The following is a 23,494-nucleotide window of genomic DNA, read 5'->3' as shown; positions in this document are numbered from 1 at the left end:
TCCCCCCTCCCTTAGGACAAAATCAGGCTTAGATACCTGATTTTTTTGATATACTTGAGCTGTCTTTACGCCAATTAAAAAGAGCAACGCTCATCTCTCTCCAATGTCTTAAGAGGTCAATTAGGATAGGCCTCAGTGGAGGCTGATGGCTATGCCCTCGTGACGAAGTCGATATATCGTGTATTTAAGACTTAAAAAGGCGGTAGAGGTGGCAGTGGAAATGCATGTTGTGTCTCATCAATGCGCTCAAGTTGCAGCATGGCTTCTTCCCTGATCTCTAGATCAGGATCTTCTTGACTAATGTCTTCTAAAATTTTCTGCACCTGCTCCACACTTTCGGGTTGGCGAGTACTATTGTTGATCGCCAGATCTCCTAAATCACGGATGGATTCCATCCTCGCTGCTGGGCTCTCATCATTGATCTGGATCAACCGTTTATAAGTTTCTATAAGCTCCCTAGTTATAGCGCGATCATTGATGGCACTATCCATTGCAGCCAAGTCATCGATAGATTCATTTATTTCTTCTGTTATGTCCTCTTTTTTTTCTCTTAGTCTCACTAGTTCCTCTTGATAAGTGCGTTCAGCCTGACTCGAAAAGGATTGATGGATAAATTTAGGAATGGTAGGAAAGAATAGACTGAATAGCATGGCACTGGAAACGACGCGCCAGCGATTTTTACCACTAGGCGTACCAATGGTGTAAAAAGTGAAAATAAACCCTGAAATAGCTCCTAAAATCAAGCTAACCAGCAAATAAAGCAAAAAATCGACGCTGAAAACTCCTGGTTTATCGAAAAGGACCGGTAACCAATGATTCTTTGTTGACTCCACCTGGACTTCAGTGAGTTCTGAATCTGCTAGATAAATTCCTCTCAATTCCAGCAAAACACCACCAACTCCACCAATTGAGCCAGGTATGATCACATACTTTAGAATTTCATAAAACTCTTCCCTCTCTTCCATCTGTTGATTCACTTTAGAAGATTCATCCAGATTAGGGCTTAAATTGCGACTCTGATCGTCAATATCGTCTCGTCGTCTCATGGGCATTGCTATATCTCCTCCCTGTGGGGGTTGTCATCGTTTGCAGCCACATCGACGTTTTTCTGACAAGACTCCATGGCCTGTTGCAAGTATTGTCGGCTTGGTTCGTATGTAATTCGATTAAGGGCAGCCTGATAGACAGGCATCGCCTCTGCTGGTCGTTCTAATATTTCCAGCATTTTGGCGAGCTTGAGGCGCACCGATAGCCCCTGAGGTAGATTGGGTTGTCGGGCTAGCACCCAGCGGAAATCTAAAATGGCCTCTTCCCAATGGCCCATTTCATAGCGGAGTTCGGCCAGGGCTAAGCGTTTTTTCCAACCAGATGGATGGCGCTGAACATATTGGGTGAGGGTCTTTAGTTTCTGAGCCTGTCGGATAGGTTTTTTAGGAAGCAACAACCTGACAGTAAGTAAAACACCATCAGCGCGTTTCACTTGTACGATCCAGGGCACTGGGAAATCAGACATGTGGCAAGAATGGTATGGTCAATTATTTCGTGGGAGGATGGAATAGATTGGGGAATGAGAGAACGCCAATCAGGATCAGTATTGGTGGCGACAGGGACTGTAGTCAGGCAACTGTGTCCGGCTAAATATTGCTGTACCTGGGGCCGAAGAGTATCTCGGGCAATTTGTAACCGTTTATAAACAGTGGCCAGAGATATCTGCTGCTGTTGGGCAATGGCAGTACAGCTAAGGCCTTGATAGTAATGCAGTAAGAGGGGTGCACGCAGTTGAGGCGTCAGACCTTTAATCAGCTTGAGCAGATAGTTGCAAATCTCACGTCGGAGTAGGACACCTTCAGGTGACTCTAGACTGCTAACCACAGGCAAAGCATTAATATCCGATGCAGAGTTTTCTATATTCCCTAAGGGAATGGCCTGGCGCTGTCGTTTTACTTGCTGATTAACGCAAAGGTTATGGGTTAGCTTGGTCAACCAGGCCTTAGGGTTTTCTAAACAAGCTGCATAGCGAGGAATTTGCTCCCAGGCACGATACATAGCCAGGCTGAGGATATCTTCGGCATCGCTATAGTTCCCCCCTGTCCAATGGAGACAACGGGATGACAAATAAGATTGGTATATAAGCCATAGATCCCAAAATGCGGCCAGATTTCCTGCTTGAATGCTTGTGAGGAGTTGTTGTTCAGATAGATTAGAGGTTGGAGGCAGTGCCAGTTTAGACATTTGAGTGTATTGACCGGGAAGATTTGACAGCAAATTATGCCTTTGCCAAGAGACAATGTCTCGGCAAAGATGGTTGGACATTCTCTTGGCAGTCACAGCTCTGTTACAGGCCAATCAAAATGTGGCCATAAATCGAAAAAGTCCAAAAAAACGCGTAAGGAATGTCTTTTAGAAAGCAATCACTATGTCCTGCCATACATTCATGGCAGAAATTGCTCATCCTTAGATTAAGAGGGAGCTATGCTTCAACGCATTGTAGATAAGCCTGGCAATATTGACTTAGATGTCACCTACTTTTCTCAAATAGATAACCAATTCAACCCCCATGGCAGCTGTAATGTAACCAGCATTGCCATGTGTCTCTGGTCTTTGGGTATCCGAGGGAATGGCAGCCAACCCCAATTAGAAGATCAGCTTTACCAAGCCTGTGAATATAAAGGTCTGGATCGCCATAGTGCTCAGGATCTCAAAAAATTAGTTGAACTGTTTCCAGACTGTCACGACGATTTCACGGAACACGGAACATTAGATGATATTCGTATGGCCATTAGCGCTGGAAAACCTTGTATCGTTCATGGTTATTTCACGCGGTCAGGGCATATCATTGTCATTCGAGGATTTGATAAAACGGGATTTATCGTCAATGATCCCTACGGCGAATACTTTGCCAAAGGCTATGACACATGTGTTTCAGGAAAAAGATTACACTACTCCACTGACCTAATCGCAAGAGTTTGCTCTCCCGAATCAGTGAACAATCCTAAACATATTTGGTTACACCGAATTTGGCGTAACCAGTAGTTCCTTGAGATAAAAGAGGTCAATAATGCGACATCCATTTGCACTCAAGAGTAACAACGTTTCCCGATTTCATATGTAACGGTGCTGCATCCATCGAGGAAGTAACCTATTTCCAGGATTATCTTTCTCACCCCGTCTTTAGAGGTCATCAAAAACCGCCTGCTAATTTTTGACTACCCATTGTCCACAGCCTCTCTATCCTTCAATGAAAAAAGGCTGATCCAGAATAACGTATGCATTCAATCAGCCTTGGCCGTTACTCACTCGACACCTCTTTCTTGGTCGTTGGCACCAAAAGCTAATTATATTTTGAGAAATAGCCATCTCAAGAAGCCCTCTGCAATATTGGTAGATTTGAGTTTGATTGCACACGACATGTTCTGCACTACGAGCATAACGTTTTTTTTTTCACTTGTCAAGCCTTTTTGCATTACGTTTTGTATTTTATTCTAGAGGTAAATAATCGGTTTTAAGGAATACTTTTCAAATACTTGAAATGCTTTATTTGGAAGGTTTACAGCATTTAAAGTGCGGTCTTTAGAGAGGCATTTAGCAGAGATTTTCACGAATCATGTGCATATCTGCAAACACATATCCATATAAAAATTGCCAGCCGTCACGATGAGCTTCATGGGATACATTGTCTCCATAGGTAGGTCCGAATGAATGCGTTAAAGCAGCGCGATCGCAAATCAGCCTTACTGCCGCTGGCGCATCCAATCACGTTCTTATCCCCGTTAAAGGCGTCAACTCCCTGGTGGAAACCCTCGCTTTCCTTGATGAACAAGCCGACAGTGTAGCCGGTGGTAGCGGTGGCGTGATGGTGGAATGCTCCAGGCGTTGCAGCGTGAGGTCTAGTTGTCGGGCCTGGGCTTCTAGGCGAGTGCGATCTCGTGGGCGGTCGGCGATCAGCTGGCCAACGGAGATGCGATCGCCGACGGTGACTTTGAGGTCGTCGGTGATGGTGACGGAAACGTTAATGGTGAGGCAGCGGGGGCTTCGTTAGATTGGATGGTGGGTTGTTCTGGGGAAGAGGTGGGAGTGGTGAAGCTGGGCTGTTGGGCGATGGCTACGCCAGCTACAGAGATCGTTGCGATCACATACGGGATTAAAGCTCGCACAAACTATGAGCATAAGCATCGTCCGAAGAATGCCCAACAGCCATGTCAACGACTTTAAATAGCGTCGTTGGCCTACCCAAAAGTACATAGCCAATAGTGCTCGTACAAACCAACCAATCAGATTTAGCGAGCTGGTCGTCCAAAAACCAAAACCCAATAATGACCATATGTCGTTCCAGGAGCATTGATGTAATAGCCGACCCCCGCTTCAGAAAAGTTAGGGTTCAAAATATTCTCTCGGTGACCACGACTATTCATCCACTGCTCAAACGTATCTTCTGCTGAGGAATAGCCTGCCGCTACATTCTCACCAAGGTATCTATAAGAATAATTTTCTCGTTGCACACGTTCGCTCATCGACGAACCATCCGAGCCAGTATGCGTAGGTCGATTATTATGCGCCACGATATCGTCAACATGCGCCTGCGCAGCCCTTTGCAGAGAACTCGAAAACGCCAACGGTGCGAGACCTCGTTCACGCCGAGCGTCATTCATCAGTCTCAGTAATTTAGATTGTTTCTCATTAAGACGTGAGACGCTATCCTTGGAAGGAGCAGTGGTTTGAGGTACTTCGCCACCCACGACAGGTTCCACTGATTGAGCCTTTACTGAGGCAGATAGGAGTAATCCTATTGTTAACAATGCGACCATTGCAGGCTGGAGCATCTTGTCTTACCTCAAAGATTCATAACAAGCACGCAATATATCAACGCACTTTGGGAAAATTTTAGTGTTCAGCACTACGGCAAATTGTCTCTTTAACTGGGTTCTTGAACTGTCACACTCAATTACAAGTTAGCCATCGGTTCTTGGAGCTTCGATAGCTTTATAGAATAAGGACTTTAATTGTTTATTCAACTACAGGGTAAGGTCAAAGCACTATGCCAATCTCAGATTAGACCACCCAAAATCGGAACGTAGATGCTCAACACAGTTCTAAATGGATTGTGCATTGCTTCAGGAAGGTGACTCAGACATACCTGGTCCGGTCATCGGCCCACACGCCGGTTATATCAGTGTCGATGTCTGGCAGCTAGCTACCCAGGACGGCTGGCGCTAACGGTAACGGTTGGATGGTGCCGAGGAGTCAGGAAGTTGAGATCACAGCGTGAGGATAACTTCCCGTTATCTTATAATTTGAGCCCACTTGATAAGGTCAGACATGATAGAAAGTGCCATCGGAGGTATTGCTGTTCCACTTTTCGAGCAACTCTGGAAAGCCGGCGTTCATTTAGTCGGGCAGATCCACGAAGCGCGTCAAGACGTCAGGGACATAGAGCAAGTCCTAAAAGCTTCACAGAATTATCACCTAAAGTACGAAAATCGCCACGGACAGGTCAAAGTCATGCCTGGACTGATGAAAGAGCCTGTACCCCTAGCCTCAATTTACACCGCAGTTAAATTTCTCGACGAAGATAGCATTTGTCAATTTGCCAGCCCAGACGATTTAGAACAGCTCTACCGAGACCAGGGTAAGCGAAACTTTCAGACTACTGAAAAACGGCATGATGGCATCACCATTGCCAAAGAAAAACAATATCTGATGGTGCTAGGCGGCCCAGGTGTTGGCAAAAGTACATTTTTGAGAAAACTCGGCTTAGAAGCTCTCAAAGGACAACAAGGGCAACTTCAAAGAGAACAGATTCCAGTCTTTATAGAACTAAAAACCTTTAGACGCAAAACAATTGACCTAGCAGCCGTTATCGCTAAAGAATTCAAAATCTGCGGTTTCCCTAATGCTAGGGATTTTACAAAACTATCCCTCGATCAAGGAAAGCTGTTGATTCTACTCGATGGACTAGATGAAGTCCCCACTGAAAATGTAAATCAGATTATTGATAACATTGAATCCTTTGCGATCCAACATGATAAAAATACCTTTATTGCCTCCTGCCGTACCGCAGCCTATCGTAGTAGTTTCCAACAGTTTACCGATGTCACCATTGCCGACTTTGATGACGAACAAATTGAACAATTCACTCAACGCTGGTTTAACTCTGAGCTAGACCAACAAACTGATACAGCCAACAAATACTGGAAACTGCTACAGCAGTCTAACAACAAAGCAGTTAAAGAACTCGCCCACACCCCTCTACTGCTAACATTCCTGTGCCTAGTTTATGAACGAGAACAAACACTACCCAACCGGCGCAGCACTCTCTATGGAAGGGCATTAAGTAGGGTTTGCTGTTGAAGTCCAGCTTTCATAGTTTGCAAGGGTTTCATTGTATTGAGATGTGCTTAAGTGCACGAAAAAGTGGCTAAAATGCTTAAAACCCTTGCACCTACTCAGGGAAATGTACCGACAATCATCACCTGGCCAGTTATCTTTCGAAGATTTTTATCTACCGTTTGGGGGCAAATTATCGTCGGAGAATCGCTGGGTGAAACTGGCCGAGATGATCCCATGGGATGAGTTCGAATCAACCTATGCTAGCCAGTTTAGCGAGGATATGGGAGCGCCAGCGAAGGGCTTTCGGATGGCTCTGGGCGCATTGATTATCAAAGAGAAATTGGGTACCAGCGACCGAGAGACGATAGACCAAATACGAGAGAACCCGTATCTGCAATATTTTCTTGGACTGCATGAGTACAGCGACACGCCCCCGTTTGATGCGTCGATGCTGGTTCATTTTCGCAAACGAATCCGTGTCGACCTGGTGTCAGCGGTCAATGAGTCGGTGGTTGAAGCAGGCATGGCCCCCGCCTCCGCCTCATCTGAGGACAGTGCATCCGAGAGCGATGATGACTCAGATCCACCAGCCCCGCCATCGAGTGGCAATCAAGGTCAATTGATTGTGGATGCGAGTTGTGCGCCTGCCGATATTCACTATCCGACTGACCTCGATTTACTCAACCAAGCGAGAGAGCACAGTGAACGGCTCATTGATGAGTTGTATCAACAGGTAGCAGGCTGTCTTCCAAAGAAGCCTCGAACGTATCGACAAACCGCCCGCAGAGACTACCTCAGGATTGTGAAACGGCGCAAGAAGTCACGCAAGTTGATTCGTAAAGGCCTCCGACAACAACTCAACTATGTGCGACGAAACCTAGGGTACATTGACCGGTTAATCAAAGCAGGCGCAACGCTTGCAGCGCTGAATCCACGAGAGTACAAGACCCTGTTGGTGATTTATGAGGTCTATCGCCAACAACAGCACATGTATCAACACAAGCAGCGACGGATTAATGACCGCATTGTGAGTATTTCACAGCCCCATGTACGACCCATTGTGCGCGGTAAAGCCGGAACCCCCGTTGAATTTGGAGCCAAATTCGCCATGAGTTGTGTGGCGGGCTATGTGTTTCTCGACCGTCTCAGTTGGGATAACTTTAATGAATCCGAAGACTTGATACCCCAGATAGAACGCTTTCGCGCCCGCACCGGACACTATCCCGCCTCAGTGCATGCCGACCAGATTTATCGGACACGCGATAACTTGAGGTGGTGTAAACAGCATGGCATCCGTCTAAGTGGTCCGCCCTTGGGTCGACCGTCACTCGATGAAGCTCAACACGCCTTCCTCCGACAACAAGCCCGAGACGATGAGAGTATTCGAGTCACTGTCGAAGGTAAGTTTGGTCAGGCCAAACGACGATTTGGACTCGGACACGTCATGGCCAAACTCGCCCAAACTGCTGAAACCATGATTGCCATCACTTGTTTGGTGATGAACTTGGAGAAACGGCTACGCCGTTTTATTGGCTTGTTTTTGATGGGGGTGATCCGCTTACTCCGCCGCTCTCAGGCAGATGTGAGACCCTTTACAGACACCTTAAGCAAGGACTGGCTGAAAAGGCTCGACCCTGGGAAAGGGGCTACTGACCCTGGCTGGGCTGCTGGATAATCCCTGAGATTTCTATTGAGTTTTTCAGCAAACCCTAAGTATTTTACTGAGTGAGTGGTCTGCCCAAAAAAGGTTGGAGCAATCTCCTATCTACAAAGATTTCCATCCAGAGTTAGAAAAAGAACTTCTGAGTGATATCGCCTACAACAGCATTACAGAAGACCGTTTGTTCTTTTCAAAGTCGGATATTACCAACCGGATCAGCACATTCTTAGCAGACACCCTTGATGCTCCAGCACATTTAAACGGAGCAGCAGTTTTGCAAGCCATTGAAGTACAGCAAGGAATTATTGTAGAGCGAGCTACCGACACTTATTCGTTTTCCCATCTTACATTACAAGAATATCTCACAGCACTCTACATTTTTAATAATCAACTAACATCAGAATTAGTCAGTCAGCATCTAAGCGATCAACGCTGGAGAGAAGTCTTTTTGCTAGTTGTTGGACTGATGGGACGACGAGGGCATGAGCTGCTACACACCATATATCAACAAACCAAAACAGATATTAATGCTCAACCTAAAATACGGTCTTTAGTCCAGTGGGCAGAGCAAGCTACACAAGGTCCTCCTTCTGAGTATAAGAAATTCGCAAAGATTGCCACCGCTATCGCCATAGCTAGCACCATAGCTAGCATAAGAACCCCAAGCAGAGCTATCGTAAGAATTATCAAAAGAGCCAGAATCATCGCCAGCGACAGAGTCATAGGCAGAACCATCGCTAGCGCTAGCGCTATCAAGAGAGCTGTTGATAGTGCTATCGACAGAGACAGCGCTAATGCTATAAACAGCCTTAGCGCCAGCGTTAGCGCTATTTACTTGAATGACGACAAACTCTTTAATACATCAGAATTCCAAGAGTTACCCAACCAGTTATTAATCCTGAGAGAAAACATGTATCAACTGTCAAAATCATCTGACGAATGGCCCCACCATGCCGATAAACTTGAATCAACTTTTCTCAAGGCATTAGGATTGACAGCTGAGGATGTCTCGTTATCAACAGATGACTGGAAGCGCTTGGACGATTATCTGTATGCCAACGAACTCCTACTCAGCTGTAAGCAATCATCCATTAGCATCTCACGCAAAGCCTGGGAAACCCTCGAAGAGCGTCTGCTGACAGTTTAAACGGACTTTCACTGCCCCAACCGCTTCCGCGCACCACGCACCTGCCCTAACGACTTCATCGTCATCCCAGCCACCAGGGCCCCACCAAATATATATAGACTTTTATTACGCGTACCCATCCCAATAAACCGTACGATGCCAAACGCCATCAAACAGGCCACCACAATCGGCATCACCACCACATATTGCATATGCTGCGGCCTTACTGACCGATTTAGCCCCAGCCGCTCATTGCGTACCACCTTCCGCGCCAGCATCGGATTACACCCTGCCAACGGTTGCAACGCCGCCAATCGCGACTTACTCAGCTGCAACCCCATTCGCCTGGAATTCCGCAGCTGCCTCAGCATAGGGTTCTCTAAAATGCGCCCTGTACTCCTCTAGTTGTAGTCAAGCTCAGAATGCTCAACCCCAAAAGCCGTATCAAACCGGCAGCTCAAAGTTGCACTTTTCAATGCCATGCAGAGGGCTAGGGCATCGCGGTTACCTCTAGAGGCCTGCCATTGCCAGTAGGCGGCCACGGCATCTAACGACATGGCACGAAGCTGAATGCGGCCACGGGTGTGACAACTGGGGGCCAGTTCTATCTGAGAATTATTATCCGCATACCTTTGACCTAACAACGATTTAACGGCCTTTAAGGATAAAAAGTCTGAGGCGTTTTGTGGCCCAAAACCAACGGCTCCCGACGATTGGTTCAGGGACATGCAATAGCTGCCATCTGGCAACATAAAACCGTCTACGATTAGAGTCCCGACTTGGGTCACGATTTGGATGGTGGCACGGGTGGCGATACTAGATTCACTCATTAGCTGACTCCGGTGGTTTGCAAGCGCGGGAATTGTGCGTCTGTCCTCGGCTTGATTGGAAGCCAGCTCAATAGCAACACCTACGATGACGCTCCTATACTAGGTCACTACTCCTTACGCAGGGGTTGAATAACGACTCTCGTAATAAATCAACGCTCAATACAACATCCTACGGAGCAACCGATGTTAGCAGTTGCACTCGCTCTATGGGGACCCCAGCGTCTCAGTTAGCTCGATTATGGTCTTGCAAAAAAGAAGATCCCCAGGGTCGGAGAGAGAACCGCTAGGGACCGATGAAATAGGTTGTAGATGTTAGGTGAAACGAATGTAGCTAGTTGTTGGCTACGTTACTGGTGTAAGCGTCACCGCCAAAGGGATATACACGCTCGTTGAAATCAGTCTCACGACCGGTGACTAACTTGGCAATCTCCTCAAAACCATCGGAGTTCCAGTTGCGTTCATGGATGGGCTTGGATTGCTCTCCGAAGAAGTAGGCTTGGGTACCAATGATGGAGGCTGCCAACCAACCCACAATAATGACGGCTAATAAGATACCAAACATAGTTGCGTTTCCTTGTGTTGAAGTGTGGTGTGACGTGAATAGACGTTGATGAACTAGCTAACGGAAAGTGCAGTCAGCATCAGTGCGCTGATGAGGAGCGTAGCCAGACCACCCTGGAACAAATAACGACGCTGTTGCTCAGGTGCAGGGTAGGAAGCGAAATACATTTCGGGCTCTGTGGCGTAGTTATTGAGCTGCCCGGTTTCGTTAGTAGTGGTGTACATGTTCTGAAGCCTTTTTCTTATGTGTGCGTTCTTATGTAAACCAATGTAACGAAAAATATAACGAATTGCAAATAAACTTGACAGAAAAAGATCTATACTATCCATAAGCCAAAGCTATGGGCCGGCGCATCGGTGCTTACCCTACGATTGAAGTGCCTGATTCTAAACGGATAGCCTTGCCGCTCGTGGTGGCATCAACCACAGAATCCCATAGAGTTATCTCACTGATCGGCAAGGATAACAGAGACAAATAACAACGTTACCGTTTGTATCAACTGATATTTCTTCTTACTGGCACTAGAGAGCCCTGTTGATAGTCGGTTTTCCTGATATACAACAACTCTGAGAAGTCTTGTTTACCTTAGAAGAGTTCCTTGGTCGATTGTTCTGGGTGCTGTTGTGTTTTAAAGCTGTGATCGCAGACACAAGCCGAGCAAACTTGATAGTTGTGTGAGGAGACGATGGAATTGCCCGGTAACGGATCCGATGTGACTCTTTCCGACCTAGAGTGGACTCATAGAAGAACGATTTATTGAATACCACTCTATATCTAAACTGAAGCCTCCATGAACCTAGCGTCCGTGGGGGCTTCTTATTGGTCTCTCTGTTGACTTTATGATCCGGCACACCCACTCATTGAGGTACGCAAAAAGGAGCCTAAAGCCTTTTCAGATAAGTAAAGCTGCAGGCCATGATCGGGTAGCTGATGGTGTTTGTTATGACTCATTTGAGCACTCGCAAGAAGGTTATTATTCAAAATAGTATTTATGTACTGCTAAATCCAGATCTGTATGAAAAAGGTCCTTAAATCAAAGACGTTTTGAGTTGCGATGCTCCGCTGGAGCGGCTCCGCCAACGCAACTCAAAACCACCCTTGTGACCCCCATCACCAAACTTCCTCAGCCAAATTCAGAAACCCCTTAAGCAACCTTCAGTTTACGGTCAGATAGCGTTCAGGTAGCCCCGGCATTCTTGTAATCAATGAAGCGAATCAAACACTTCACAAATTAACAAGGAGCTTTAACCATGAAACGCACACTTCTTTCCGCTTTAACTGTTCTCGTTGCCTCCGCTGCGATCGCACCCGTTGCTGCCGCCGTCGAGCCCGCTAGCTTCAATATTCAGTCCGCTCGCCTCGAAGCGCTAGACAGCCGCACTAAGAATTCCGTCCATAAACTACGCCTTGAGCACCTCAACAACCAGTCCAAGGCCATCGAAGATATCCAAGCCACTCGACTAGATGCCCTCGATGCCCGCACTAAGGCTGTCGATAACATTCAAGCGGCTCGCTTAGATGCTCTAGATGCTCGTACTAAGGCCGTTGACAACATACAAGAGACTCGTCTTGATGCATTGGATACTCGCACGAAGAACAGCGTCCACAAGCTACGTCTAGAGCACCTGAATAACCAAACCAAAGCCGTTGAGGATATTCAATCCGCTCGTTTGAATGCGCTAGATGCCCGCACTAAAGCAGTCGATAACATCCAGGAAGCTCGCCTTGATGCACTGGATGCTCGTACTAAGTCCGTCCGCTAACAGATCGCTGAGCTGTTGCGGTACCCAAGCTTGGGTGCCCGGGGCCGAAAGGTTTCGGTACTCTGGCTGACAGTTTTGGGTGCCCGGTGCAGACTCCGTAATCTGTGAAAGCTTCATTCCCAGGGCACCCTTTTCTACCCAGACTCTCCAACACACACTCTAAGCCTCTACCAATTGGTAGAGGCTTTTCCTTAGGTGAAGCGATCATATAACCACAACTGAGTGCCACCTCAACGCAAATAGGTAAAGAAAGCTAATGAATCATAGATGTAACTTATATATTTACGGTCTTTATATTTACCAGGATTATGTATAAGCTATGAACAGTTCACAACAAACCAGTTCTCACCATGGCTTACACCACAATTGCATCGTCTACAGTTTCTCCAATCTCTACGCCGCCACAGAAGCCTTTGTCTAAAGCAACGTTTGAAACTCGGCTAAAAGCTGCCTTAGAACATGCTCGTCGACTAACTGAGATGCATGGCCCCAGAAGTATTGATGCCGCGATTGCCTGGGAAACCGTTGAAGAACTACAAACAGCTAAGGCCCGCCAGCAACAGGTAAGTCCAACCACGGCCTTTGCCCGCTACTGTGCCGAAAATCCCCACGCCCCTGAATCTCGCATGTATGACGTTTAAGCCCTTGGACGCTGTTCAAACTCTCTCTTTCCTGCAACAGACACCTTAAGCCTCTATCGATTTGGTAGAGGCTTTTTTATGACTCAAAAGGGGACCGAAGCCCCACGCCGCTAGTAAGCCGACGGCGGATGAATCAGCACTCGGCCACGTAGCCACTAAGGACCGCAGCAGCGTGGGTTCCGTTGCGCTTGACAACGGAACCACCACATCCCGCAACAAAATAAACCACAGTACCAGCCTCGGCCACCGAGCCATCAGCAAACGCGGCTCATTCATCATAAACACACCTCATACTTTGGTTTTAGTCTAGAGGATGCGTTGCGATCTCAAACCCATTTCTACCCTGTCGCTCCATAGACTTATCTCACTACTTGGCAGCAACAGCAGTGACAAATAACAAGTTAACGTTTGTATCACTCAAGAGATATCTCAGCACCACTGGAATATTCTGTACACATGGGTTGAAAAGCTCATAGCCACAACAAAAGGAGGTCTAACGATAGATAGCTTGATAGAATCGTTCAACGTTTCAAAAACAGTGCCCAAACACATCACTGATATTCCTTCTTGATTGCACTAGAGAGCCCTGTTTATAGTAGGTTCGCCTGATATACAACAACTCTTAAAAGTTTTGTTTACCTTAGAAGAGTTCCTCGGTCGAGTGTTCTGGGTGCTGTTGTGTTTTAAAGCTTTCCTAGACTAATTGCCCAACGCTACAACGTATGGGGCCACAGCAAACAACCATGCGTTGAATCATTTAGGCAAGACCTCATCAACTCACGCCACAGTGCTCGCAGGCACGATCACAAAAAACGGTGTGGGATACTCCTGGAATCGCCTGAATTCTCATACAACAGAGAACTCATTAGCTCTCCTATCTCTCAAATCCACTTAAAGCACAGCAAACCCCTGACCGTTCTTCGCCAGGGGATTTTTTTGGCTTTATATACTCCACGGGCCGAGGCTTTGGATGCTGGATTGAGGATGGGTGCGATCGCAACCCATCCTTAAGGATTAAGGCTCTTCTGGAACTGCCGTGGTTGATTACGATATCTAGTGTTACGGACGAGAGCATGTCCTTTGTGGGATGATTACGGTGGTGAATCCTCTGGAGGCACTATGGATAACTCCATTCGCATTCCGCTTGATCTACCGGACATTCACGTCCTTAATGTCTCAAAAACAGATCCGGGAGCCTGGCTGATTCGTATTGAAAGCACCCTGAACGGCCCCCACTGTCATCAATGTAGTGCTGATGTGAATTACCTGACACTTACCAGCATGCTAGGGTGCACTGAGTCTAATCTGGACATTCTCTGGAAAGTCTTAAGCCATGTCTGAAATTCGCTGAGACAATTCAGTGACAATGATCACAGAAGGGTCGTCCTAGATATTCTCATTTATTGAGGATGTCATTAATTGAGAAAGATAGTCCTCCCTTCCATATCTCACAAATCACAAAAGAAAGAAATCACCCATCGGGGTGATTCTCATTGAACTACTGTTTGAGCCATTATCGAGGCATCGTAAAAAATCCATGAATCAAGAGGCTGCCACCAATGAGGCAGCCCTAGTTTCTGCAAAAACACACTTACCCTTAAGGAGTATTTGTCATGACTCAACATCAAGCTGTCTCTTCAGAAGAGACGCCAAATCCATCTACCAAGCCCACTGACGAGAGTTTACACGAGTCAGTATCGAGCGAAAGCACAGCTCCAACAGAAGAGACAGAATTAGTCTCTGAGAGTTTTGATGGCACTGAAGCTGTAGGAGAGCTTGAATCCGTTTTAGGATTTGACTATACCTACGCTCAAAACGAAGGCACTCTAGGTGAACAAATTACCATTACAGAGGAATTTGAGAATTTACCTGAAGCTGGTGCCCTAGAGTTTGACGACGAACCTGAATCTGTCTGCGGTGTTGATAATCGAGCTCGTATTTCGCCTGCCAATCGATATCCTTGGCGAGCCATTTGTAAGCTCATCATCACTCGGGCCGATGGCCGCACAAGCGGGTGTACGGGCTGGTTTATAGGCCCCCGCACTGTGATGACGGCTGGTCACTGTGTTTATAGCCACGCTGCGGGGGGCTGGGCTCGACGCATTGAGGTTATTCCAGGAATGGATGCGGCGAATCGACCCTATGGATCTCAGGTCGGAACGTCCTTCCGAAGCGTCACCGGTTGGACTCGCGATCGCAGTCCCGAATATGACTATGGAGCCGTCATTCTGCCCAACAATACCTTGGGAAACCGAGTTGGTTGGTTTGGCTTTACCAGCTTATCGAGCAGTTCACTCAACAACTTACTGGTAAACAACTCCGGTTATCCAGGTGACAAGCCCTTTGGTACACAGTGGTTTAACGCTGGTCGGATCACTCGAGTCACCAATCGTCGTCTGTACTACATGCTAGATACCGCTGGTGGACAGAGTGGCAGTCCTGTCTGGCGTTACCGTGATGGTCAGCGCCATGCTGTGGGTATCCACGCTTATGGTGGGTGTCCTAACAAGTCAACACGGATTACTCGTCCTGTTTTTGACCGCATGCTGGAATGGAAGAATCTGGGACTGTAAGGGTTGTACCCAAAATCGTCAGCCCCATTCGTTGTCTAAACTAAGTTTAGATGAGAACACACATCGATTGACACGTGCCCAGAGTGTTACGTGTCAATCGACTTTATTCTGGGAGGACAACCCATGATATTTTCGCTACCCTTGTCAGTAAAGGGAGCTGTAACAACGGTTTGTTTACTGAGCTTAATTATCTCTCTGTTGGGTTGCCAGACTGCGTCTACCAACGATTCTTCACCCGAAGTAGCCGTTTCTGAATCCCCCAGTCCCGTCGCCACTGATTCCGCCATGACTACTCAAGCTATCCAACTCAATGGCAAGATTACTGAAGTGATGGAAAGTTGGCCGCTTCAATTGGTTGTTGAAACAGCTGACAACCAAAAATATTATGTGCAGTTACTAGAAGAGACGCAGGTCACCGCAGGCTCTAATTCCTCTGATGCCAACCAACTGAGTCCAGGCCAAAACGTTCAAATCAATGGCACTGTAGCTAGTCAACCAACTGGAGTCATTGCTGAATCTATTGAAATTCAGTCAGATATTTAGGGTTGTTTAGACATTGAGCCTTTATCACGCATCCATGATGTCCTTTAACTCAGATCTCGCACTAAGGTCGGTTGTGAAGCTCAAACCCACGTTGGGTTTTGAACCCAACGCTAATTGAGGGCTGTCCACTCAAGGGACAAGATTAGCTGGGCAGCTCTAATATAAGCTTTTAGGAATTCTTTAACCGCTTGAGCGGTTTTGAGCCAGTTAGCCTTGCGACTTTGAGTCCAAGGCGGGTTAATGCTTCCTTACCAGGTGCAAGATCTCAGTTTAACGATCAGGGAAGTACATGAAATGGGATTTAAGGGTAATTCTCTAAAATCAAGCAGGCCAAAATTTTGTCGAATCTTCAGATAGTAGCCAGTGTAAGCTTGATCGGCAACTCAAACAGAGATGGCGTTAACATGCTACGGTTGTACCGTAAATCCAATAGCTGGGTAGCATGCTGTTAGTTTGAGCGCAAGGGCGTATGCTACCTGGGTTGTTACCCATGCTTCTAGTAAAGGTAACCATGGCAGATACTAAGTCAACATTTGAACAAGCTGTAGCCGCCTACAAGGAAAAGTGCGATCGCAACAGCCTCACGTTTCACCAACCCAGTGAAGAGCACTCAAACATGATCCACGATGTTATATATCTACGGGTTAGCCCAGCCAGTTACGTAGCCAGATACGATATCCGACGACAGCGGGTTCTAGCTTAGAAAGACAAAGGCTATAGGGCCAGTGCTCTATAGTAAAAACTTACTGGCTAGTAGCGCAACTTGGGTGCGATCGCGAAGTTGTAAGTGCCCCAAAATACTACTCACATGGTTTTTTACCGTTCGCTCTGAAATAGTTAGAGCCGCAGCAATTTCGCGATTATTGGCCCCAGTAGCAATCAGTTTTAACACCTCTTTCTCTCTGGGGGAGAGGGTTAACACCTCTGGCGGAACCTCTCTAGTTGCCCGTTGCATCATCGCTTGGGTTTTCGCAAATAACCCTGGCCCCAGATAGGTATATCCCTTGTGAATAGACCGAATCGCCTCTGCCAGCTCTTCTGAAGGCGTATCTTTCAGAAGATAGCCCTTCGCGCCATAGCGCATCGCATCGGTAACATAGGCATCATCATCAAACGTACTTAGAATTAACACGTTAATATCTGCCCATCGCTCACAGATCTGCTGCGTTGTCGCTACACCATCCATCACCGGCATCCGCACATCCATCAAAATCAGATGCGGTTGGTCTGGCGTACCCACTAACGACTCAATTAACTCCAACGCCACCTGGCCATTCTGCGCTTCGCCCACCACCCGTAAATCGGGCTTAGTCTGTAACAAACTGCTTAACCCCTGACGAATCAACGCCTGGTCATCCACAATCACTAGCTGAATCACGCCATCACCTCAACTAACGGCAATTGCGCCCTAAGCTGGCAGCCTTCACCAGGGGCTGTAATGAATTGTAAGTGCCCACCCATCGCTGCCGTACGCTCTTTCATGCTACTGAGACCAAAACCTGCCGTATTTTTGGCAGGGTCAAAGCCGATGCCATTATCTTCTAATATTAGCCACAGGTAGCCTGATTCTGTTTTCACCTGCAGCTTAATGCGATCAGCATGGCTGTGACGAGCCACATTAGTCATGGCTTCTTGCAGCAGCCGATAGACGGTGGCGCTAGTTTCTGTTGGCAACGGACGAAGAACATCAAGGGTATAAACAAATTCGCCGTTCATATGTTGTTGAAAGTCTAAGCACAGCTGTTCTAAAACTGTTATGAGCGATTTACCCTGGAGCGGATCAGATTGTAGCGTAGAAACAGACTGGCGAATTTCACTGAGGGCCTTAGCAGCTAGCTGTTGTGCTACTTTCAGGTGATCCTCTGTTTTATGGGTATCAGAGTGAGAAAACAATCGTGCATTCTCTAGTTGAATACGTAGGGCAGTAAGGCTGTGGCCCACGGCATCGTGAATCTCTCGGGCAATACGATTACGCTCTTGCAAAGCTGCCTGATCTTGAATGCGAAGCGCATATTGTCGTAGCCGATGGTGGGCAACCGTTAACTGTTGTCGGCTGGCACGTTCCGCCAGTAGGGCATTAACCAGCAGCAGCACAAAGGCCGATACTAGGCCACAAAGCACAATGCCGTAGAGGCCGATCACCATACTGATGGTTCTAACCTTGTCAGTCGTCAACGGCAGAGGTTCATTAAAGGCCGACTGTAGTCTTGGAATATCTAGCAGGGGAATAGCCAGAGATGAGATCGCAATCCCAAATGTTAGCGCTGCCAGCACCCAGCGCTCCCGATGGCTAAAAATCAAGTACCCACGAATCATAACCACAAGGTAAGGCATCAAAAACGGAGATTGCCAATTGGCCAAGGACGTTGCCACTAAAATCAGTCCAATTTGGACAGCCGTATATCCCCACTTGCTGACGGCTGACCCTATGGGTAAACGCCGCCCCAGCAGCCCCAGCAACAACAGGCACATTAGACTCCAGAGCCAGGCAAACGGTATGGGCTCCGTCTCCGCCAGTGAGCTGCCCATAAGATCAGACAAATAGGGCAGACTTTCCCACGGCAGCTCTGATACGGCAATACCCAGCAAAATCCACTCAATGATGTGTAGCACCCGAAAAGGATGGGCTTGGGACTTAGGCCAATGTTTCACGAGTCTAGGCAGATAGGTGAATGGGCAGGGACAATATCTGTCTTCACTACCCATGCTAAACCGCTCTTTCAAGAAAGCACTAGGATCTTCTGACCCTAATCTATAGCCTGTCCAATAGTCCTAAAGTCCTAGAGAGAAATCGATCCTCAGCACTAGCGGTTCAGGTGCCTGGGCCGATGGCATATAGCCCAGAGATTTTCTAGGATGCAACCATGAGTGACATGCTAACCCAACTATGAAAGCGCAAACATTAACTCGCTTAAAACCAATTCCACCGTGGTCAGTGGGGATAGTGGCTGTGGGTCTGGTGGGTGCGATCGCATTTACCTACATCCAACAACGCCAGCCCCCAATTGAAGAACAACAAACTGTATTCGTTAAAAAACAGGATTTAAACTCACAAATCCAGGCCAGTGGTGTCGTACAAGCCGAGCGTGTTATTAATCTAAGTCCTGAGGATTCAGGTAAAATCGCGGAACTTTTTATTCAAGAAGGTGATTTTATTACCCAGGGTCAAGTCATTGCTCGTATGACCAGCCGCCGCAGTCAGGCTGAGGTTGAACAATATCGAGCGGTGCTCGCCGAGACCCAAGCAACCCTAGAGCAACAAAAGGCAGGGCCACGTTCAGAGGAGATTGCCGAAGCCCGTGCCCGTGTTGCGATGACAGAGGCATCGATTAAAGCAGCTCAGACACGATTGCAGCAGGCCCAACAACAGCTAGCCCGTTTTGATGGCTTGGCAAAGCAAGGGGCGATTTCAGCCGACGAACTTGACAGTTACCAAACCACTGCAGAAGAGGCGAGCGCTAACTTAGTAGCGGAGGAACAACAACTACAGGAAGCACAGGCAGTGCTCATGAGATTACAAAATGGCACCCGACCAGAAGAGATTGCCCAGGCAGAAGCCGCTGTTGCTCAAGCCCAAGCTCAGCTCACCGCAGTCCAAGTAAGGCTAGATGAAACAGTTGTTCGGGCTCCTTTTAATGGCATCATTACCCGCCGCTTTGCCGAGGCTGGTGACTTTGTATCGCCTGCCACGGCAGCGTCGTCAACGGATGGTGCAGCATCCACTTCGATTGCCGAACTCTCTAGCGGTTTAGAAATTGAGGCTAAAGTCCCGGAAGCGAGCATTGCCAAACTAGCCGTGGGGCAAACCGTAGAAGTTCGCAGCAGTGCTTATCCCAATGAAGTCTTTTCAGGAGAAGTCAAACTCATTGCCCCTCGGGCAATTCGCGATAACCAGGTCACTGTTTTCCAGGTCAAGGTCCTGCTTAAAAGCGGCCAGGAGCAGCTGAAATCTGGCATGAATGTACGGCTAATATTTATCGGCCAACCCATTAGTGATGCACTGGTCATTCCCTTAGCAGCCGTCGTCACTGAGACCGATGGCACAACGGGGGTTTATGCCCAACAAGAGAACGGTCCCACATTAAAACCAGTGCAACTGGGGCCAACAGCCGGAACGCAGGTGCAAGTCATGGAAGGTCTGGACCCCGGAGACGAGATTTTAATTGAACCTCCCGCAGACCAAAGAATTGACGGCGTTGATAATCCCTTCTAGCTATGCAATTCATCGAAAATATTCAAATGGCGGCCAAAAATTTGAACGCCAATCGACTCAGAAGTTTGCTCACGATGTTAGGCATTATCATCGGCAATGCTTCTGTCATTACCATGGTGGCCTTAGGCGAAGGAGCCAAACAGTTTACTCAAGATCAGCTAGAATCCTTTGGCCCTAACCAGCTGACTATTTTTGCCAGTGACGAAGATTTAGGCCCCAACGATGACGCCGCAGAAATCACCCTGGCAGATGTGGATGCGATCGCATCCCAAGCCCCCGCTGTCTTAGAAATAGCACCTCAAATCAATGCCCAGCTACAGTTTACCTATGGCTCTCGGTCCCGCAGTGGCAGCGTCATCGGCACCACCCCAGGTATTGGCTACGTGCGCAGTCTCACACTGGCTAAAGGACGTTTTTTAACCTCCACTGATCTAGAGCAACATGCCCCCGTCATTGTCTTAGGCTCTGCGTTAGAAAAGCGTCTCTTTGGTGAAGCCTCTGCCCTAGGCAAAATGGTGCAGGTCGGGGACTTCAACTTTCAGGTGATGGGAGTGATGACTAGCAAAGGCACACTGTTTGGCGTCAATTACGACGAAACAGCCTACGTGCCCATCACCACCATGGCCTATCAGCTCTCTGGTCGCCAATCCCCCAATGGCATCCCCATCGATTTTCTCGAAATCTCAGCACAAGATTCAGAAAGCATCAGGGCTGCAGCTTTTCAGATTAGTAATATTCTCACCCGTCGCCACGGCAAAAAGAACTTTTCAGTATGGGCCAATAAGTCATTCCAGGACATGGTGGCCAAAATCACCGCAGGATTGAGCTTAATGCTGGCGGCGATCGCCAGCATCTCTCTTTTAGTCGGCGGCATCGGTGTGATGAACATCATGCTGGTATCTGTAACCGAACGCACCCATGAGATTGGTCTACGCAAGGCGATCGGAGCAACCCAGCGGGTAATTCTCACTCAGTTTTTGATTGAGGCGATTATTCTATCGGTTGCGGGAGGGGTGATTGGTATTGGTTTAGGGACAAGTGGGGCTGTGATGGTAGCAACTTTTAGCCCACTGAAACCAGGAATTACAGTGAATTCAATTCTGCTGGCCACTGGGGTTTCGGGGACTATTGGCCTCATTTTTGGCGTTGTCCCTGCCAGGCAAGCAGCGCGGTTAGACCCCATTGTTGCACTGAGAAGTTAACGTCGATCATGGCTCTCATTCAAGTTTCAAATATTACCAAAACCTACAACATGGGAGATGTCCAGGTTCATGCCCTAGCAGGTGTCAGCTTTGCCATCGACCCAGGCGATTACTGCTCAATCATGGGAGCATCTGGCTCCGGTAAATCCACGCTGATGAATATCATCGGCTGCCTGGATCGCCCCACCACTGGCCAATACCATCTGGACAAAGTAGAAGTCGATCAGCTGAGTGACGACGAACTCGCCCATATCCGCAATCGCAAAATTGGGTTTGTCTTTCAACAGTTTCATTTGCTACCCCAATTAACAGCGCTAGATAACGTCATGCTGCCCATGGTCTATGGCGGAGTTGCCTATGGTGAACGACAACAGCGAGCAGAAGACGCCCTGGTTAAAGTGGGTCTGGGTGACCGATTACAGAATCAACCACGACAGTTATCGGGGGGACAACAGCAACGGGTTGCGATCGCACGCGCCATTGTCAATCAGCCAGTCCTACTATTAGCCGATGAACCAACCGGTGCCCTGGATACTCAAACCACTGAAGAAATTTTGCACATTTTTGAGCAACTCAATGCCAGCGGCATGACCGTAGTCATGGTTACCCATGAAGTAGAAGTAGCCCGTAACACCCGTCGAATAATTTGGTTTCGAGATGGTCAGATTTTGCATCAAAATTTAGATGCCCAACAGTTGCATGAAGTCGTCGCTGCCACATAGAAAACTACAGTGTGACAACACCACCACTATCTAATAACCAATAACCAAAGCAGCCCCCAACAACCAGACGGCACCTTAATCATCCACAAAGCAAAACCACTAAGCCGATCCACCACAAGCCGACGTATCCCGTACCCATGGAGAAGGAAACGATGCCACAAGCACGCCCAATAGCTGACCTTCTTCCAAAATCCATCGAGCAATGGGCTGAGGAGCCTCAGGTTGAGCCACGTGGCACATTGAAGACAAAATTTCCACAACGTCCGGGGGGTGGCTATTGGCAGGTTTAATCACTGGAAAAGTGGAGCGCATGAGTGTGTTGTTCTCTGGCAGCTAAACATGTGCTGCACTTGTTCTAAGTTAAGGAAACACCTTTAGCTTAAACACTTACAGACTAATCTGAGTGATCATGGCTGCTTGACAGTGTGTTTTATATCACTTAGCACGGGGAATATATATGTTTTCGTAAATTACATAATGACGGTTTCTAAGTATCTCCAGCCATTATGTAACTTTCCAGCTACGTGTAAAATTAGGCACACCGCTATACCAGGTGTCGACAGCGACATTCAATGCTGCATTTGCAGAAAATGCTCTTCATGTGCTTTTTAACCGTGTTCAGGGTAATCATCAATTCCTTGCAGATTCGACGGTAGGAAAGCCCTTGCAGATAAAGCTCCCAGACCTCAGCTTCACGGCTGGTCAAACCATGGCGATAGGCATCACACACCGCTCGATCATGGGCAATCTTGGTCAGATCATCAATGGTCACCAAAATGCATTTCGTTGGCTGATCTGCCAGATCAATCCATTCCGCATTGAGATGGAGACGAATGCCCCCCGGCAGACATACAGTGTCATACAACTGCAGCGTATGGTCTGGAAAATCTACACAGCTCTCCATCAGAAAGTCACGGAGCGCCAGCACCTGGTCGGGCAATGTTGAAAGCTGAGGCATACCAAACGCTTGGCCCGGTACACTTTTGTGCAGCAGGACACAAAATTCATCTGCCTTTGTTGTGCTCCGCAGTAGCTTGCCAGTTGCATCAAACAGAATAAAACCGCGAAACGGGAAAACCTGGCCTAGCAGCAGTTCAAAAATCAGGTCAAGCTTATCAGAGCTAAGAGTTTTTTCAATTGAGCCATGGGCCATGGGCTCAGATACCTCACCAAGGGGTAAGGGGAGGTCGGTCACGGTATATAGCATAGGTCTGCTTAAAAGTTGGGGGACGTGATCAGCCGTCGTCAAACCTAGAATTCCTTGGGGCAGAAATCAGATTTTCTTGCTTCGCCTGATCACACTCCTAACCTACGCAATGTGGCGGAACAGCG

Annotated in this window: 26 protein-coding genes and 2 pseudogenes; 14 read left to right on the top strand and 14 right to left on the bottom strand. The window is 47.7% G+C overall.

The features are described 5' to 3' along the window. Positions 1 to 191 precede the first annotated feature (191 nt). The 3 genes from U2F10_RS25485 to U2F10_RS25475 are packed head-to-tail and all read right to left on the bottom strand — an operon-like array spanning position 192 to position 2,232. On the bottom strand, positions 192 to 1,046 hold the full coding sequence (locus tag U2F10_RS25485) for a hypothetical protein (protein ID WP_499873656.1): 855 nt from the start codon (positions 1,044 to 1,046) through the stop codon (positions 192 to 194). A gap of 8 nt (positions 1,047 to 1,054) precedes the next feature. Then, entirely contained in the window at positions 1,055 to 1,480 is a 426-nt protein-coding gene (locus tag U2F10_RS25480; protein WP_163661294.1) for a tetratricopeptide repeat protein, read from the bottom strand. Continuing rightward, on the bottom strand, positions 1,477 to 2,232 hold the full coding sequence (locus U2F10_RS25475; protein WP_499873655.1) for an RNA polymerase sigma factor: 756 nt from the start codon (positions 2,230 to 2,232) through the stop codon (positions 1,477 to 1,479). Before U2F10_RS25475 ends, U2F10_RS25480 begins: the two co-directional genes overlap by 4 nt. 240 nt (positions 2,233 to 2,472) lie before the next feature. Here U2F10_RS25475 and U2F10_RS25470 point away from each other — a divergent pair, with 240 nt between their 5' ends. Further along, positions 2,473 to 3,033: a C39 family peptidase gene (locus tag U2F10_RS25470; protein ID WP_163661299.1), complete on the top strand. Its 561-nt coding sequence runs from the start codon at positions 2,473 to 2,475 to the stop codon at positions 3,031 to 3,033. Positions 3,034 to 3,941: 908 nt separating this feature from the next. Here the strand turns inward: U2F10_RS25470 and U2F10_RS25465 are convergent. Both U2F10_RS25465 and U2F10_RS25460 read right to left on the bottom strand, forming a co-directional pair. Beyond that, positions 3,942 to 4,154 (bottom strand): hypothetical protein, encoded by a 213-nt coding sequence (locus tag U2F10_RS25465; protein WP_163702549.1) that lies wholly within the window; start codon positions 4,152 to 4,154, stop codon positions 3,942 to 3,944. Positions 4,155 to 4,277: 123 nt separating this feature from the next. Beyond that, on the bottom strand, positions 4,278 to 4,820 hold the full coding sequence (locus U2F10_RS25460; protein ID WP_499873654.1) for a CAP domain-containing protein: 543 nt from the start codon (positions 4,818 to 4,820) through the stop codon (positions 4,278 to 4,280). Between the two features lie 496 nt (positions 4,821 to 5,316). Between U2F10_RS25460 and U2F10_RS25455 the strand changes: the two genes are divergently transcribed. From U2F10_RS25455 to U2F10_RS25440, 4 genes and pseudogenes are all read left to right on the top strand, one after another. Beyond that, a complete protein-coding gene (locus U2F10_RS25455; RefSeq protein ID WP_499873653.1) occupies positions 5,317 to 6,348 on the top strand; it encodes an NACHT domain-containing protein in 1,032 nt (343 codons plus the stop codon). A gap of 103 nt (positions 6,349 to 6,451) precedes the next feature. Further along, positions 6,452 to 8,002 carry an IS5 family transposase gene (locus U2F10_RS25450; protein ID WP_499871961.1) on the top strand — a complete coding sequence of 517 codons (1,551 nt, stop codon included), beginning with the start codon at positions 6,452 to 6,454 and terminating at the stop codon, positions 8,000 to 8,002. 34 nt (positions 8,003 to 8,036) lie between these two features. After that, positions 8,037 to 8,348, top strand: a pseudogene (locus U2F10_RS25445) (NACHT domain-containing protein); the annotation flags it as partial. 105 nt (positions 8,349 to 8,453) lie between these two features. Next, on the top strand, positions 8,454 to 9,134 hold the full coding sequence (locus tag U2F10_RS25440) for an NACHT C-terminal helical domain 2-containing protein (protein ID WP_499874511.1): 681 nt from the start codon (positions 8,454 to 8,456) through the stop codon (positions 9,132 to 9,134). Positions 9,135 to 9,142: 8 nt separating this feature from the next. Here U2F10_RS25440 and U2F10_RS25435 read toward each other — a convergent pair whose 3' ends face one another. The 4 genes from U2F10_RS25435 to psb34 all read right to left on the bottom strand — a co-directional run bounded on the left by U2F10_RS25435 (position 9,143) and on the right by psb34 (position 10,729). After that, positions 9,143 to 9,484: a hypothetical protein gene (locus U2F10_RS25435; RefSeq protein ID WP_250564741.1), complete on the bottom strand. Its 342-nt coding sequence runs from the start codon at positions 9,482 to 9,484 to the stop codon at positions 9,143 to 9,145. 30 nt (positions 9,485 to 9,514) lie between these two features. Continuing rightward, on the bottom strand, positions 9,515 to 9,943 hold the full coding sequence (locus U2F10_RS25430; RefSeq protein WP_499873652.1) for a hypothetical protein: 429 nt from the start codon (positions 9,941 to 9,943) through the stop codon (positions 9,515 to 9,517). Between the two features lie 331 nt (positions 9,944 to 10,274). Continuing rightward, complete coding sequence (locus U2F10_RS25425; RefSeq protein WP_163661309.1) at positions 10,275 to 10,505, bottom strand: photosystem II protein, Psb35-related; 231 nt, start codon at positions 10,503 to 10,505, stop codon at positions 10,275 to 10,277. A gap of 53 nt (positions 10,506 to 10,558) precedes the next feature. Further along, a complete protein-coding gene (psb34, locus tag U2F10_RS25420) occupies positions 10,559 to 10,729 on the bottom strand; it encodes a photosystem II assembly protein Psb34 (RefSeq protein WP_163661311.1) in 171 nt (56 codons plus the stop codon). 1,026 nt (positions 10,730 to 11,755) lie between these two features. Between psb34 and U2F10_RS25415 the strand changes: the two genes are divergently transcribed. Both U2F10_RS25415 and U2F10_RS25410 read left to right on the top strand, forming a co-directional pair. Further along, positions 11,756 to 12,268 (top strand): hypothetical protein, encoded by a 513-nt coding sequence (locus tag U2F10_RS25415; RefSeq protein WP_163661313.1) that lies wholly within the window; start codon positions 11,756 to 11,758, stop codon positions 12,266 to 12,268. Positions 12,269 to 12,618: 350 nt separating this feature from the next. Next, on the top strand, positions 12,619 to 12,909 hold the full coding sequence (locus tag U2F10_RS25410; RefSeq protein ID WP_499873651.1) for a Calvin cycle protein CP12: 291 nt from the start codon (positions 12,619 to 12,621) through the stop codon (positions 12,907 to 12,909). 45 nt (positions 12,910 to 12,954) lie between these two features. Here the strand turns inward: U2F10_RS25410 and U2F10_RS25405 are convergent, their stop codons facing one another. Next, positions 12,955 to 13,188: a hypothetical protein gene (locus U2F10_RS25405; protein ID WP_499873650.1), complete on the bottom strand. Its 234-nt coding sequence runs from the start codon at positions 13,186 to 13,188 to the stop codon at positions 12,955 to 12,957. Positions 13,189 to 14,028: 840 nt separating this feature from the next. Here U2F10_RS25405 and U2F10_RS25400 point away from each other — a divergent pair. The 4 genes and pseudogenes from U2F10_RS25400 to U2F10_RS25385 form a co-directional block, all read left to right on the top strand. Continuing rightward, positions 14,029 to 14,178, top strand: a pseudogene (locus U2F10_RS25400) (ISL3 family transposase); the annotation flags it as partial. 344 nt (positions 14,179 to 14,522) lie between these two features. Beyond that, positions 14,523 to 15,482, top strand: a complete 960-nt coding sequence (locus tag U2F10_RS25395) for a trypsin-like serine peptidase (protein ID WP_163702555.1) — start codon at positions 14,523 to 14,525, stop codon at positions 15,480 to 15,482. Positions 15,483 to 15,605: 123 nt separating this feature from the next. Further along, positions 15,606 to 16,025 (top strand): hypothetical protein, encoded by a 420-nt coding sequence (locus U2F10_RS25390; RefSeq protein ID WP_499873649.1) that lies wholly within the window; start codon positions 15,606 to 15,608, stop codon positions 16,023 to 16,025. 511 nt (positions 16,026 to 16,536) lie between these two features. Then, positions 16,537 to 16,728, top strand: coding sequence for a hypothetical protein (locus tag U2F10_RS25385; RefSeq protein ID WP_499873647.1), 192 nt, complete (start codon positions 16,537 to 16,539; stop codon positions 16,726 to 16,728). A 27-nt stretch (positions 16,729 to 16,755) separates the two neighbouring features. On the opposite strand, the gene U2F10_RS25380 is transcribed toward U2F10_RS25385, so the two are convergent. Together U2F10_RS25380 and U2F10_RS25375 are read right to left on the bottom strand one after the other, a co-directional pair. Next, the gene (locus U2F10_RS25380) at positions 16,756 to 17,403 is read right to left on the bottom strand and encodes a response regulator (RefSeq protein ID WP_163702558.1); all 648 of its coding nucleotides are present in this window, start codon (positions 17,401 to 17,403) and stop codon (positions 16,756 to 16,758) included. Further along, the gene (locus U2F10_RS25375) at positions 17,400 to 18,677 is read right to left on the bottom strand and encodes a sensor histidine kinase (protein ID WP_499873646.1); all 1,278 of its coding nucleotides are present in this window, start codon (positions 18,675 to 18,677) and stop codon (positions 17,400 to 17,402) included. Before U2F10_RS25375 ends, U2F10_RS25380 begins: the two co-directional genes overlap by 4 nt. Before the next feature lie 235 nt (positions 18,678 to 18,912). Here U2F10_RS25375 and U2F10_RS25370 point away from each other — a divergent pair, with 235 nt between their 5' ends. The 3 genes from U2F10_RS25370 to U2F10_RS25360 are packed head-to-tail and all read left to right on the top strand — an operon-like array spanning position 18,913 to position 22,162. Continuing rightward, positions 18,913 to 20,238, top strand: a complete 1,326-nt coding sequence (locus U2F10_RS25370) for an efflux RND transporter periplasmic adaptor subunit (protein WP_499873645.1) — start codon at positions 18,913 to 18,915, stop codon at positions 20,236 to 20,238. Positions 20,239 to 20,240: 2 nt separating this feature from the next. Further along, a complete protein-coding gene (locus U2F10_RS25365; RefSeq protein ID WP_499873644.1) occupies positions 20,241 to 21,440 on the top strand; it encodes an ABC transporter permease in 1,200 nt (399 codons plus the stop codon). Between the two features lie 8 nt (positions 21,441 to 21,448). Beyond that, complete coding sequence (locus tag U2F10_RS25360) at positions 21,449 to 22,162, top strand: ABC transporter ATP-binding protein (RefSeq protein ID WP_499057173.1); 714 nt, start codon at positions 21,449 to 21,451, stop codon at positions 22,160 to 22,162. A gap of 99 nt (positions 22,163 to 22,261) precedes the next feature. Here U2F10_RS25360 and U2F10_RS25355 read toward each other — a convergent pair whose 3' ends face one another. Beyond that, on the bottom strand, positions 22,262 to 22,474 hold the full coding sequence (locus tag U2F10_RS25355; RefSeq protein ID WP_163661335.1) for a hypothetical protein: 213 nt from the start codon (positions 22,472 to 22,474) through the stop codon (positions 22,262 to 22,264). Between the two features lie 232 nt (positions 22,475 to 22,706). Further along, positions 22,707 to 23,369, bottom strand: coding sequence for a helix-turn-helix transcriptional regulator (locus U2F10_RS25350; RefSeq protein WP_499057175.1), 663 nt, complete (start codon positions 23,367 to 23,369; stop codon positions 22,707 to 22,709). Positions 23,370 to 23,494: the final 125 nt, after the last annotated feature.

The sequence above is a fragment of the Leptothoe sp. EHU-05/26/07-4 genome (assembly GCF_043421015.1).
GTDB classification, from domain to species: domain Bacteria; phylum Cyanobacteriota; class Cyanobacteriia; order Phormidesmidales; family Phormidesmidaceae; genus Leptothoe; species Leptothoe turfae.
The sequence above is the reverse complement of the archived record's forward strand: the minus strand, read 5'-3'. Positions and strand labels throughout refer to the sequence as shown.

Coding starts and splice junctions, on each gene's coding strand:
- U2F10_RS25485 (WP_499873656.1), bottom strand. CDS start 1,046: ATGAGACGACGAGACGATATTGACGATCAGAGTCGCAATTTAAGCCCT.
- U2F10_RS25435 (WP_250564741.1), bottom strand. CDS start 9,484: ATGCTGAGGCAGCTGCGGAATTCCAGGCGAATGGGGTTGCAGCTGAGT.
- U2F10_RS25385 (WP_499873647.1), top strand. CDS start 16,537: ATGGCAGATACTAAGTCAACATTTGAACAAGCTGTAGCCGCCTACAAG.
- U2F10_RS25405 (WP_499873650.1), bottom strand. CDS start 13,188: ATGATGAATGAGCCGCGTTTGCTGATGGCTCGGTGGCCGAGGCTGGTA.
- psb34 (WP_163661311.1), bottom strand. CDS start 10,729: ATGTACACCACTACTAACGAAACCGGGCAGCTCAATAACTACGCCACA.
- U2F10_RS25395 (WP_163702555.1), top strand. CDS start 14,523: ATGACTCAACATCAAGCTGTCTCTTCAGAAGAGACGCCAAATCCATCT.
- U2F10_RS25425 (WP_163661309.1), bottom strand. CDS start 10,505: ATGTTTGGTATCTTATTAGCCGTCATTATTGTGGGTTGGTTGGCAGCC.
- U2F10_RS25365 (WP_499873644.1), top strand. CDS start 20,241: ATGCAATTCATCGAAAATATTCAAATGGCGGCCAAAAATTTGAACGCC.
- U2F10_RS25360 (WP_499057173.1), top strand. CDS start 21,449: ATGGCTCTCATTCAAGTTTCAAATATTACCAAAACCTACAACATGGGA.
- U2F10_RS25475 (WP_499873655.1), bottom strand. CDS start 2,232: ATGTCTAAACTGGCACTGCCTCCAACCTCTAATCTATCTGAACAACAA.
- U2F10_RS25430 (WP_499873652.1), bottom strand. CDS start 9,943: ATGAGTGAATCTAGTATCGCCACCCGTGCCACCATCCAAATCGTGACC.
- U2F10_RS25350 (WP_499057175.1), bottom strand. CDS start 23,369: ATGCTATATACCGTGACCGACCTCCCCTTACCCCTTGGTGAGGTATCT.
- U2F10_RS25440 (WP_499874511.1), top strand. CDS start 8,454: ATGGGACGACGAGGGCATGAGCTGCTACACACCATATATCAACAAACC.
- U2F10_RS25370 (WP_499873645.1), top strand. CDS start 18,913: ATGAAAGCGCAAACATTAACTCGCTTAAAACCAATTCCACCGTGGTCA.
- U2F10_RS25410 (WP_499873651.1), top strand. CDS start 12,619: ATGGCTTACACCACAATTGCATCGTCTACAGTTTCTCCAATCTCTACG.
- U2F10_RS25460 (WP_499873654.1), bottom strand. CDS start 4,820: ATGCTCCAGCCTGCAATGGTCGCATTGTTAACAATAGGATTACTCCTA.
- U2F10_RS25415 (WP_163661313.1), top strand. CDS start 11,756: ATGAAACGCACACTTCTTTCCGCTTTAACTGTTCTCGTTGCCTCCGCT.
- U2F10_RS25390 (WP_499873649.1), top strand. CDS start 15,606: ATGATATTTTCGCTACCCTTGTCAGTAAAGGGAGCTGTAACAACGGTT.
- U2F10_RS25470 (WP_163661299.1), top strand. CDS start 2,473: ATGCTTCAACGCATTGTAGATAAGCCTGGCAATATTGACTTAGATGTC.
- U2F10_RS25455 (WP_499873653.1), top strand. CDS start 5,317: ATGATAGAAAGTGCCATCGGAGGTATTGCTGTTCCACTTTTCGAGCAA.
- U2F10_RS25355 (WP_163661335.1), bottom strand. CDS start 22,474: ATGCGCTCCACTTTTCCAGTGATTAAACCTGCCAATAGCCACCCCCCG.
- U2F10_RS25450 (WP_499871961.1), top strand. CDS start 6,452: ATGTACCGACAATCATCACCTGGCCAGTTATCTTTCGAAGATTTTTAT.